This window comes from Franzmannia pantelleriensis (assembly GCF_900102875.1).
In the GTDB taxonomy this organism is placed as follows: domain Bacteria; phylum Pseudomonadota; class Gammaproteobacteria; order Pseudomonadales; family Halomonadaceae; genus Franzmannia; species Franzmannia pantelleriensis.
In genome coordinates this window covers 65,836-77,630 of record NZ_FNGH01000002.1, presented here as the reverse complement: position 1 = coordinate 77,630, position 11,795 = coordinate 65,836, and the positions used below count along the sequence as shown (strand labels likewise).

The 11,795-nt window shown below is 67.9% G+C and carries 10 protein-coding genes; 7 read left to right on the top strand and 3 right to left on the bottom strand.

The genetic code is table 11. The features are described from left to right. The first annotated feature begins 49 nt into the window (after positions 1-49). Positions 50-427: a DUF4870 family protein gene (locus BLT16_RS02405; RefSeq protein ID WP_089656932.1), complete on the top strand. Its 378-nt coding sequence runs from the start codon at positions 50-52 to the stop codon at positions 425-427. A 2-nt stretch (positions 428-429) separates the two neighbouring features. Beyond that, positions 430-1,362 (top strand): lysophospholipid acyltransferase family protein, encoded by a 933-nt coding sequence (locus BLT16_RS02400; protein ID WP_089656931.1) that lies wholly within the window; start codon positions 430-432, stop codon positions 1,360-1,362. Here the strand turns inward: BLT16_RS02400 and BLT16_RS02395 are convergent. After that, positions 1,345-2,799 (bottom strand): mannose-1-phosphate guanylyltransferase/mannose-6-phosphate isomerase, encoded by a 1,455-nt coding sequence (locus tag BLT16_RS02395; protein WP_089656930.1) that lies wholly within the window; start codon positions 2,797-2,799, stop codon positions 1,345-1,347. The two genes, BLT16_RS02400 and BLT16_RS02395, sit on opposite strands and share 18 nt — an antisense overlap. Beyond that, on the bottom strand, positions 2,796-4,421 hold the full coding sequence (locus tag BLT16_RS02390) for an alkaline phosphatase family protein (protein ID WP_089656929.1): 1,626 nt from the start codon (positions 4,419-4,421) through the stop codon (positions 2,796-2,798). The genes BLT16_RS02395 and BLT16_RS02390 overlap by 4 nt, the downstream gene beginning before the upstream one ends. A 154-nt stretch (positions 4,422-4,575) precedes the next feature. On the opposite strand from BLT16_RS02390, the gene BLT16_RS02385 reads away from it, so the two are divergent. From BLT16_RS02385 to BLT16_RS02370, 4 genes are read left to right on the top strand one after another with little or no spacing between them, the layout of a single operon-like run. Then, complete coding sequence (locus BLT16_RS02385) at positions 4,576-6,081, top strand: OpgD/OpgG family glucan biosynthesis protein (RefSeq protein ID WP_089657272.1); 1,506 nt, start codon at positions 4,576-4,578, stop codon at positions 6,079-6,081. Further along, on the top strand, positions 6,053-7,990 hold the full coding sequence (mdoH, locus tag BLT16_RS02380; protein WP_089656928.1) for a glucans biosynthesis glucosyltransferase MdoH: 1,938 nt from the start codon (positions 6,053-6,055) through the stop codon (positions 7,988-7,990). Before BLT16_RS02385 ends, mdoH begins: the two co-directional genes overlap by 29 nt. Beyond that, positions 7,990-8,793 (top strand): FkbM family methyltransferase, encoded by an 804-nt coding sequence (locus BLT16_RS02375; protein WP_089656927.1) that lies wholly within the window; start codon positions 7,990-7,992, stop codon positions 8,791-8,793. The genes mdoH and BLT16_RS02375 overlap by 1 nt, the downstream gene beginning before the upstream one ends. After that, complete coding sequence (locus BLT16_RS02370; RefSeq protein ID WP_089656926.1) at positions 8,790-9,596, top strand: creatininase family protein; 807 nt, start codon at positions 8,790-8,792, stop codon at positions 9,594-9,596. Before BLT16_RS02375 ends, BLT16_RS02370 begins: the two co-directional genes overlap by 4 nt. 7 nt (positions 9,597-9,603) lie before the next feature. Here BLT16_RS02370 and BLT16_RS02365 read toward each other — a convergent pair whose 3' ends face one another. Further along, entirely contained in the window at positions 9,604-10,752 is a 1,149-nt protein-coding gene (locus BLT16_RS02365; RefSeq protein WP_089656925.1) for a GTP cyclohydrolase II, read from the bottom strand. On the opposite strand from BLT16_RS02365, the gene BLT16_RS02360 reads away from it, so the two are divergent. After that, a complete protein-coding gene (locus tag BLT16_RS02360) occupies positions 10,735-11,775 on the top strand; it encodes a RibD family protein (protein WP_340148241.1) in 1,041 nt (346 codons plus the stop codon). The genes BLT16_RS02365 and BLT16_RS02360 overlap by 18 nt on opposite strands. Positions 11,776-11,795 lie beyond the last annotated feature (20 nt).

The window sequence follows — 11,795 nt, the reverse complement described above, 5'->3', positions numbered from 1 at the left end:
GTGGCGGGTATCATGAAGGCCTGTATGGTAACGCCTCAAGGATGACCCGATGAATGATACCGTCACCCCCGAGCCCAATCCGGTCGAACCGTCGAACGGGCCCGATACCACCATCCCCATTGTGGTCTATGTGCTGCTCCTGGCGGGGATCGCTACCGGCGGGCTGACCTCGCTGATCGGCGTGGTGATCGCCTACGTCTACCGCGGCAAGGGCCCCGACTGGCTGGACGAGCACTACCGCTTCCAGATCCGCACCTTCTGGATCTCGCTGGTCTACTTTCTGCTCGCCGGCATCCTGACCCTGATCGCCATCGGCTTCGTGCTGTGGCTGGCGGTCGTGGTATGGCTGGTGATTCGCTGCGTCAAGGGCATCAAGGCGCTGCAGGCTCAGCGCGCCCCGGACAACGTCGATACTTGGCTGGTCTGAACATGAGCCGCAAACCACGTTCCAGCGCTTCGCCGCTACAGGCCAAGCTGATCGCCGGACTCTGGCGGGTTCTGGCCAGCTGCCGTCTGGGCCTTCTGTGGCGGCTGGCACGTATCGCCGGTCCACTGGTGCACCGTTTCAGTCGCCGCGAGCGCGAGGTCACCGAGATCAACCTGGCCGAGGTCTATCCCGAGCAGAGCGACGCTGAGCGGCGCCACCTGGCCCGCCACAGCCTCGCCCACTCCACCGCCACCATGCTCGAGCTGGGCTTTGCCTGGATGGCCGAGCCGGGCCGCGTGGAGCGCTCAATCCTCGACGTGCACGGCCGCGACCTGCTCGACGACGCCCGCACCGAGGGCCGCGGCGTAATCGTGCTGGCGCCCCACTTCGGCAACTGGGAGGTGCTCAACTTCTGGCTGTCGAGCCACTTCCCTTTTACCGCCATGTACGAGCCGCCCAAGATCGCCGCCCTGGACCCAGTGATTCGCCACGGGCGCGAGCGCATGGGCGCCAGCCTGGTGCCCACCAATCCGCGCGGTGTGGCGTCGCTGCTCAAGGCGCTCAAACGCAGCGAGGCGGTGGGCATCCTGCCCGATCAGGAGCCCGACTGGGGCAGCGGCGTATTCGCACCCTTCTACGGCCGCCTGGCCTACACCGCTACCCTGCTCCCCAAACTGGTCGCCCGCACTCAGGCCCGTGTAGTCACCGGGGTGGCGCAGCGTGTGCCCGGCAGGGGGTTCGTAATTCATTTCCTGGAAGCCGACCCGCGGGTCTACGAAACCGACGAGACCGCCTCGGCGGCCGGCGTCAACGCCTGCGTGGAGGCCGCTATCGCTCTGGAGCCCGCCCAGTACCAGTGGGAGTACAAGCGCTACCGCAAGGTCATCGAGGAGCTGCAGGGGCATCCCGACCACCCCTCATTCCGGCTTTATTGAGCCGTCATCCCTACCGTATATATCTTCAAAACGCACGATATCGTCCTCGCCCAGGTAGCTTCCCGACTGCACCTCGATCAGCTCCAGCGGAATCTTGCCGGGGTTCTCCAGGCGGTGAGTGGCGCCGATAGGGATATAGGTCGACTGGTTCTCGCTGAGCATGAATTCGCGGTCATCGAGGGTCACCCTGGCGGTGCCGCTGACCACTACCCAGTGTTCGGCGCGGTGATGATGCAGCTGCCGCGACAGCCGCCCTCCCGGCGCCACGGTGATGTGCTTGACCTGATAGCGCTGGCCGCGCTCGATGGCCTGGTAGCTGCCCCAGGGCCGATGCACCCGCGGGTGGTGAACCGGCTCGTCGCGCCCCGCCGCCAGTAGCGCCTCGACCAGCGTCTTGACCTCCTGGCTGCGCCGACGCGGCGTTACCAGTACCGCGTCCTGAGTCTCGACGATCACCAGATCCTCGACTCCCAGCGCGCTGACCAGCCGCTGCTCGGCGTGCACCAGTAGCCCACGACAGTCGTGGAGCTGTACATCGCCGCTCACGACATTGTCGTCGGCATCCTTGGGACTGGCCTCCCACAGCGCCTGGAACCCACCGATATCCGACCAGCCGGCCTCCAGCGGGACCACCGCCGCGCGATCGGCGTGCTCCATCACCGCGTAGTCGATGGAGTCGGCGGGGCTCTGGCAAAAGGCCGCGGCATTGAGGCGCAGAAAGTCGAGGTCCTCGCGAGCCCCCTCCACTGCGGCGCGGCAGGCGGCGAGCATGGCCGGCTGCCGCGCCGCCAGCTCGTCGAGGTAGCGCGAGGCGCGAAACACGAACATGCCGCTGTTCCACAGGTAGTCGCCGCTAGCCAGATAGCCCTCGGCGGTGGCGCGGTCGGGTTTCTCGACGAAGCGCGCCAGCCGATATCCCGCCGGTCCCAATCGTGCGCCACGCTGTATATAACCGAAGCCAGTCTCGGCGCGCTCAGGCACTACGCCGAAGGTCACTAGCTCACCGCTTGCCGCCAGGCTTGCCGCCGCCCCGACGCTGGCCTGAAACGCCTGGCAATCGCGGATCAGGTGGTCGGCGGGCAGCACCAGCAGCAGCGGGTCACCGCCGTCCCGACGGGCGTGAAGTGCGGCACAGGCGATCGCCGGGGCGGTATTGCGGCCCTCCGGCTCGAGCAGCAGGGTCGCATCCTCGACCCCGGCCTGGCGCAGCTGCTCGGCGAGCAGGAAGCGATGCGGCTCGCTGCCCACCACCAGCGCCGGCGTCAGGGGCAGGCCATCCAGACGCGCAAAAGTCTGCTGGAGCAGGCTGGCCGGCACGTCAACGCCGCCCTGATCGCCCAGCGCCAGGAACTGCTTGGGATAGTGTTGGCGCGACAGCGGCCACAGCCGGCTGCCGCTGCCGCCGGCGAGAATCACCGGGGTCAGGGATTCATTCATGGTGCGCCACCTGGTAAGCGCTGCTCGTCAGCCAGCGGGGCGAGGCTAGCGCCGGGCACGCCGAAGTCTTCGTGCAACCAGCCGCGCAGGCGATCCATGCCCGCCGCGCCCTCCGACGGCGGCGGCAGGGTACCGGGTACGAAGCCGCGCTCGAGAAATGGCGCCAGCAGCTCAGGGTCGCCGCTGATGATATGCACCGGCACGCCGAGGCTGGCGCCCTCGCCGGTGATCAGCGGCGCGGCCTGGTGATCGCCGAGCATGATCAGCAGCGTATTATCGTCGACCGCCCACTCGGCCCAGCGTGCGGTGGCCTTGACCGAGTAGTTGACCGACCAGGCGTAGTGGTCACGGATACGCTCTATATCCTGCCACACCACTTCGGGCGGGTCGCCGGCGTGCTCCCAGGGCGCGAACAGGCTGCCGTCACCGATCAGTTCCCAGTCGTCGAGTACCGGCAGGATCGGCGTCCACGGCGCATGGCTGGAGATCAACGCGATCTGGGTAAATAGCGGTATCCGTTGAGGCTCGCGAATGCGGCGCTGGTAGTAGTCGAGCACGAACTGGTCGGGCATGGTCACCCAGTGCAGCGCCGGCCCGGCGTAGTCGATGTCGGCGGCGGCATAGATGTCGTCGAAGCCGTAGGCCTCGCCCTCCGGCCACAGCATGGTGATCGCCGGCATCACCGTCTGGGTGCGCTGGCCGGTGGCACGAAAGTCGTCGATCAGGGTGGCCTGGTCACTGTCGAGCAGCAGCCGATACCACAGCTGGTTGTCGATCCATAGTCCGCTGAGCGCAGTGGCATGCGCCAGCCACGACTGGCCGCCGCGAATCGGCGCATCGAGCACCCCGGACACCACCTCGAGCCCGGCGGCGGCCAGCCGCTCGTCCATCTCGGCGAGGGTCGGCAGCAGCACGTGGGAGTAGCGCTCATCTTCCACGGCGGCAACGCCGTAGGACTCGACGAAAGCCAGGATCACGTCGCGTCCTTCCAGCCCCGGCAGCGGCTGCGCCGGACTCGGCGACTCGGCGAGTCGCTCGGTGAACGCCTGACGGGCCTGGTGGGTCGCCACCACCTGCTCGGCCTGGTAGCGCCAGGTGTCCACTAGCGGCGTGCGTGCCACCGGGACCATTCGTGTGCCGGCGATCTCCAGGCCGGCCAGCAGCGTGACAACGGCCAGCGCCGCGAGGGTGATCATGCGTGCCACCTTGCGCTGTGGCCGGGCAAGTAGGCCTGCCAGCAGCCTCGCCAGGCCCCAGATGACGACGATGATCAGCCCTGCACCGGCAGTCATGGCCAGCACAGCGGCAAGGTCACCGAGATTGCCCTGTAACAGGTGGTAGACAGCACGCAACAACGGCAGGTCGAGATAGACGTTGAGCGAGCGTCCCAGCGCCAGCTGAGCGGCAGCCTCGCCAAGCCCTGCCAGTACGCCGAACATCACCAGCGTCACTGCCAACCAGCGCAGCGCCCGGCTCCAGGCGGACAGCGGCAACAGCGCGAACAGCGCCGCCAGCCACCACGCCTCCCAGGCGATCAGACGCGGCGTGAACTCGGTAAACCGCCACCACAGAGGAATCAGCACTAGGATATTGAGAAGCAGGCCACTAATCAGCCAGCGCATAGGCACGAAATCCTTTTTTGTCGGGTGGCAGCTCGATAAATCATGTACTGTAATCAATATCTGTACAAGTTATGTCTCGTTTTAACCTGCTCGCTGCAAGGAGACGCCGGTGAACCGCACGATACGCACCGCCCTGGGATGCGCCTGCTGGCTGATGCTAGCGCCCCTGGCCAGCGCCGAACACAATATCCAGCACCACTTCGAGGCGGTGATCGAGCGCGCCGAGACGCTTGCCAACGAGCCCCACAATAGCGGTCACGGGGAGATGCCCGCCATACTCCGCAATCTGAATTATGATACCTACCGTCAGATCCGCTTTCGCGGCGATCGGGCGATCTGGCGTGACGACGGCCTGTTTTCGGTGCAGCTGTTCCATAGCGGTTTTCTGTTCGATACGCCGGTGACCCTCAACCTGATCGAGGATGGTGAGGTCCGTGCGTTGGATTTCTCCACCGACGACTACGACTACGACGGCGATGCCGAACGCCTGCTCGAGGCCGACCTGGAGGGTGCCGGGCATGCTGGGTTTCGCCTGCACTACCCGCTCAACCGCGGCGACTACGCCGATGAGTTCGTCGTGTTTCTCGGCGCCAGCTACTTTCGCCTGGTGGGACGCGACCAGGGCTATGGTCTGTCGTCACGCGGCCTGGCCATCGATACCGCCGCCCCCCAGGGCGAGGAGTTCCCGGCTTTCCGCGAGTTCTGGCTGCTCAAGCCTGCGCAAGACGCCGATCAGATGAGCGTACTGGCGCTGCTCGACAGCCCATCGTTGACCGGCGCCTACCGCTTCGATATCCGCCCCGGACGCAACGTGGAGATCGAGGTCGATGCCCGGCTGTTCGCCCGCCGCGACGTCGCCAAGCTCGGCGTGGCACCGCTGACCAGCATGTTTGCCCATGGCGATACCAGCCCCTATGGCGCCGACGACTTCCGCCCGCGGGTGCACGACTCCGACGGTCTCGCCATGCGCACCGCCGCCGGGGAGTGGATCTGGCGGCCGCTCTCCAACCCTCGCCGGCTGCGCCTCTCGGCACTACAGGACGACTCCCCGGGCGGCTTCGGGCTGGTCCAGCGCGAGCGTGATTTCGACGCCTACCTCGACATGGAGGCACGCTATGAGCGTCGTCCCAGCCAGTGGGTAGAAGCGCTCGGCGGCGACTGGGGCAGCGGTGGCGTCGAGCTGGTAGAGATCCCTACCGACACCGAGACCAACGACAATATCGTTGCCTACTGGGTCCCGGATGAGCCTCTCAATGCCGGTGAATCGCGACGCTTTCACTACCGTACCCATACCTTTGGCTCGCAACCGGATGCCCAGCAGGTTGCCAGCGTGATACGCACCCGCACCGGCTGGGGCGCGATTCCCGGCCAAAGTGACCCACCGCCGCGCAGCCGCCGCCAGTTCGTGGTCGACTTCCAGGGCGGTGAGCTGTCGGGCCTCGACGCTAGCCAACCGGTGGAAGCCGAGCTCTCCACCAGCCGCGGTGAGACCCACCAGCTGCAGGTACAGCCGCTCCCCGGTGGCGATACCTGGCGCGCCAGCTTCCGCGTACAGCCCGAAGGTCGCAGCGCCGCCGACATGCGTCTCTATCTGACCCTGCGCGGCCATCGCATCAGTGAGACCTGGAGCTATGTCTGGTACCCCGATGAGCTACGCTGACCCGGCGCCGCGCCAGCCCATGCTGTGGCTGCGCCGGCTGGCGCTGGTGGCGCTGGTGCTGGCCAGCACCGCACTGGGCGTGGCGACCATGTTCCGGATTCTCCACGACGGCGGCCTGAGCGTGCTGCAGGTGGCGGTGCTGGGGCTATTCGCCATTACCTTCGGCTGGATCGCCCTGGCCTTCTGGACCGCCCTGATCGGCTTCGTGCTCAGCCTGGCTCGACGCGACCCCTTGTCTCTGGCGCGCCAGGCGCCATCCGCGATAGCACCGCTGACCTCGCGTACCGCCCTGGTCATGCCGATCTATCATGAAGACCCGGCACGCACCCTGGCAGGGCTGGAGGCCACCTGCCGCGACCTGCTGGCGAATGCCCCCCATGACCTGCACGGCCGCGTCGAGGCCTTCGTGCTCAGCGATAGCCGTGACGAGGCCATTGCCGACGCCGAGCGCCGCCATGTCAGCGCGCTTCAGCAGCGCCTGGCGGGGCAGCTCGAGGTGCACTACCGGCGGCGCAGCGACAATACCGCACGCAAGGCCGGCAACCTGGCCGAGTTCTGCCGCCGCTGGGGACGCCGCTACGACTATCTGGTAGTGCTCGACGCCGACAGCGTGATGGGCGGCAAGAGTCTGCTGCAGATGATCACTGCCATGCAGCGTGACCCCGCGCTCGGCCTGCTGCAGACGGTGCCGATCCCGATCCGTCAGAACACCCTGTTCGGGCGTTTCACGCAGTTCGCAGCGGCGCTCTACAGCCCCATGCTGGCTACCGGCCAGGCCTTCTGGCAGGGCGACTGCGCCAACTATTGGGGCCATAACGCGATCTTGCGCACCCGCGCCTTCATGGCCCACTGCGGGCTGCCAGAACTCCCCGGCCGGCCACCGCTGGGCGGGGATATCATGAGCCACGACTTCGTCGAAGCCGCCCTGATGCGACGCGCCGGCTGGCGAGTCCGCCTCGAGGTGTGCCTCACCGAGAGTTTCGAGGAGCTGCCCGGCAACCTGCTCGACTACGCCAAGCGCGACCGCCGCTGGACCCAAGGCAATCTCCAGCACCTGCGGCTGCTGGCGACCAGCGGCCTGCACCCGATCAGCCGCCTGCACTTCGCCATGGGCGCCCTGGCCTACCTCTCCTCGCTGCTGTGGGTGATGATGCTGGCGCTGAGCAGCGCCGACGCCATGCTCAGCGCCTTCCGCCGCGAACGCTTCTTCGGCGACGCCTACCAGCTGTTCCCCGACTGGCCGCTGGATACCAGTGCCATGGTCATGCCACTGCTGGCGCTGACTGCGGCCATGCTGCTGCTGCCCAAGCTGTTCGGCTTGCTGCTGGCGCTGTGGCAAACCCCGGCAGCCTTCGGCGGGCGCTGGCGTCTGAGCGTCAGCGCGCTGCTGGAAATGCTCCACGCGATCCTGATCGCACCGCTGATGATGGCCTACCACAGCGCTTTCGTGCTCGGCATCCTGGCCGGCCGTAGTGTCGGCTGGGATCCGCAGGTACGCGAGGGCCGACCGGTGCCCTGGCGCCAGGCGTTTGCCCACACCCGTGCTGCCACGCTGCTCGGCGGCGGCTGGGCGCTGGCCATGTACCAGTTCACGCCGAATTTCTTCTGGTGGCTGACGCCGGTATGGGCCGGGCTGATCGCAGCCCCGCTGCTGGTGCGCCTGTCCGGCAGCCGCCGCCTCGGCGCCTGGCTGACACACGCCGGGCTCCTGGCAGTGCCCAGCGAGGAGCACCCCACCACGCTGCTGACACGGCTCGACAACGCCCTTACCGAGGCGACACTGGCGCCGCTCGGCACCGCCGCGACCAGCGTTCCGCCGGAGCAGCCCGGCGAGATGCCCGTCCAGCTACTGGGCTGGCGCCAGCGTTCGCCGGCACGCCACCAACCACCCCTCAAGGACCCGCACTGATGTCCCACGCCACCCACTCCCCGCCGTCGCTGCTGGAACGCGGCAAGTTCGCGCTGGGTATGGCCCGCTCGCTAGTGGTCTATTGGCGTCCGGGTCGCCAGCGCGGCCTGCAACAACTCTACGGCGAGTTTCTTGGCCCCGGCGACCTGGCTTTCGATATCGGGGCACATCTTGGTGACCGCACCGCGGCCTTTCAGGCGCTGGGCTCCGAAGTGGTGGCACTGGAGCCGCAGCCACGCCTGTTTCGCTGGCTGGTAAGGCTGATGGGCGAGCGCCGCGGTCTGGTATTGATGCCGCTGGCTGCCGGCCCCGAGGAGGGCGAGGCAGAGATTGCCATCAGCGTCGCCAATCCCAGCGTCTCCACCCTCGCTCGCCAATGGCGCGAACGCATCGGCCGCGACAATCCCGGCTTTCGCCAGGTACGCTGGGAACGCCGGGTCAGGGTGACGGTCACCACCCTCGATGCCCTGATCGCACGCTTCGGTGTCCCGCGCTTCATCAAGATCGACGTAGAGGGCTTCGAGGCCGAGGTGCTGGCCGGGCTGAGCCAGCCGGTAGAGGCGCTGTCGGTAGAGTTCGTCGCTGGCGCGCTGGACGTTGCCCATGCCTGCGTCCAGCGTCTCGAGGCGCTGGGCGATTACCGCTTCAACGCCATTCAGGGCGAACGCCGCGACTTTCTTTGGGACGAATGGCGCAGCGCCTCTCAGGCGCGCGACTGGCTCGAGGGCGGCGCCGGCGGCCTCGCCTCGGGCGACCTCTATGCCCGACGCCAACCCACGCCGCCATTCGGAGGGACGCCATGACTCGCACTTACCACTGGGCCGACCTCACCCAGGATCGCCTCGGCGAGCTCGCCGACGAGGACCCGGTAGTGATCCTGGTGCTCGGCGCCATCGAGCAGCACGGCCGACATCTGCCGCTCTCCACCGACCTCGACATTGGCCTGGGGCTGCAACAGGCCACGCTGGACGCACTGCTGGCGCGTCAAGCCAGCGTCTGCGCCCTGTGCCTGCCCCCCTTGGCGGTGGGCGCCAGCGACGAGCACGCCAGCTACCCCGGCACCCTCAGCCTGCCCGCGCCCCTGGCCATCGCCACCCTCGAAGCCTACGGCGACAGTATCGCCCACGCCGGCCTTCGTCGTCTGCTGCTGCTCAATAGCCACGGTGGCAACAAGGCGGTGATGGACCTGGCCGCCTTAACGCTGCGTCGCCGCCACGCCATGCTGGTGGTCAAGGCCACCTACACCCGGCTGGCGCCACCACCCAACGACTGGCTACCCACCGAGGAGCTCCGCCACGGCCTCCACGGCGGCGCCTTGGAAACCGCCATTATGCTGCACCTGGCGCCGCACAAGGTCGAGATGTCGCGGGCCGGGCACCCGCAGACCAGCGCGGAATCCCTGGCTGCCGCCGGCAAGGCCGTCGGCCCCGAGGGCGAGGCGTCGTTTGCCTGGCTGGCCGAAGACCTGCATGCCGACGGCGTCGCCGGCAACGCCACCCTGGCCGATGCCGCACTCGGCGAGCGGCTGGTGGCGCACTACGCCGAGCGCTTGGCCGAGATCGTCATCGAAACTCAGCAACTGACGCTGCCCGGCTCCGCGCCCTGAATCCGGGCTACTTGCAGGCCGAGGAACGCGAGCTATCGGCGTGCAGCACATCGTCCAGCAAGTGGCCGGCGCGCTCCGCCTTGGCGCTGAGGTAGCGGCGATTGTGATCGTTGAGGCGACCATACAGCGCCTGACGCTCCACCACCTCGATGCCGCCGGCCTCCAACGAGGCGATCTTCTGCGGGTTATTGGTCAGCAGCTGGACACGCTGGATCTGCAGCGCCCCCAGCATGTCCACCGCCGCCCGGTAGTGGCGCTCATCGTCGCCGAACCCCAGCACCTGGTCGGCGTCCACGGTATCCAATCCTCCATCCTGCAGGGTATAGGCTCGCAGCTTATTGGCCAGGCCGATGCCCCGCCCCTCCTGAGCCAGGTACAGCAAGACCCCGCCGCCCATCGACTCGATATCCGATACCGCATTGCGCAGCTGCTCACCGCAGTCGCAGCGCAGGCTGCCGAACAGGTCGCCGGTCAGGCACGCCGAGTGCAGGCGCAGCGGCACCGCCGGCTGCCAGTCGTGCTGCTCGCCGATCACCACCGCCACATGCTCGCGCAAGCCATCCGGCTCGCGGAACAGGATAAAGCGACTCTCTGGCGCGTCGGCCAGCGGGATCCGCGCATCGCTGACCCGGGTCAGCATCCCCGCGGCGCTGTCGAAACAGCCGATCGCCGCCTCGGCATCAACGCTTAGCCATTCGCCGGCGGCGATACGCGCCTGCGCCAACTCACGCGCTTCACCGGTCAGGGTGACGGTGAGCGCGGCTGGGATCAGTAGCGCGCGGCGCATCAGCGCCAGCGCACCACACTCCCCCACGCTGGCCGGCTGGGCTAGCGCTGCCGCCCTCGGCTCCGGCTGAGCGCCGAAGGCCAGCCGCTCGAGGCGTGCCAGGTCAAGGGGCCCACAACTGCCCAGTGGCAAACGCATCGCCTCGACACCGGGCGCTGCACGTCCCCGCTCAGGGTCGCCGCCCAGCACCGCCAGGCGGTGGCGACTGACCACCAGCGAGGCATCTGCCTGCAGTTCGCCCAGGCGGCTCGCCTGCAATCCCTCCAGCGGCTGAATCAGGATCGCCGTGTCGGCATCCTGCAGTACCACCGGCACGCCGCGGCGAAGATCGAAGATGGCGCGCTCGACGTGATGTCCTGTGCGTGGCATGGAGCCTCCTTGTCGCGTTCAACCGCGTATGGCACGAAAGGTGATGAATCGGGATACGGGTGCGACAGCCCCACGGATGCGTTGGCCTTGTGCCGGCATCCGGGGCTGCGCATGATAAGGGACGTTTCTGACCGAGCGAGACCCTGCATGAGCGAGTCCCCTGCGCCGCGCTGCGACGACACCGATCTGGCCCTGGCCTGGCATGCCCTTGAAACAGCGCGCGACCATGCCTGGAAAACGCAAGCCTCGCTGCGCGTCACCTTCGACAGTGCCGCGCTGAGCCTCGAGCGCGGCGGGCGCTGGCACGCCGAGCCCACGCTGACGGATGCCGCCGGTGCGCTGCTCGACAGCCTGCTGCCGCTGGTCTGTGATAGCGACCCGCGGGTCGTCGCGCAGCTCGGTCAGAGCCTCGACGGGCGCATCGCCACCCACAGCGGCCATTCCCACTACGTCAACGGGGTCGAGAGCCGGGTTCACCTGCACCGGCTGCGGGCCCTGATGGACGCGGTGCTGGTCGGCGCCGGTACCGCCGACGAGGACGATCCCCAGCTCAACGTGCGCCACATCGAGGGGCGCCAACCGCTGCGGGTGGTGCTCGATCCGCGCGGCCGGGTGCCAGCCGCACGACGGGTGTTTCAGGACCCGACGCAGGCCACCCTGCACCTGCTGGGCGAGGGTGTCGTCGCGCCCGCCGGGGTCGGCGACCATGTCAGCCAGCGCTGGCTGGCACGGGACGCCGAAGGTCGCGTGTCCCCGCAGGCGGTGATTGATGCCTTGCGCCAGGCCGGCTGCCGGCGCGTGCTGGTCGAAGGCGGCGGCCAGACCGTGTCGCAGTTCATTGCCGCCGGCTGCGTCGATCGGCTGCACCTGCTGGTGGCGCCACTGCTGATCGGCTCCGGCCGTCCCGGTCTGACGCTGCCGATCATCGACACCCTGGATCAGGCGCTGCGCCCCGTGACGCGACGCTTCGACTGCGGTGACGACACCCTCTTCGACATCGTCCTGAGTGCCTCCCGCGGCTGAGGCCGGCGGCGACGAATGCT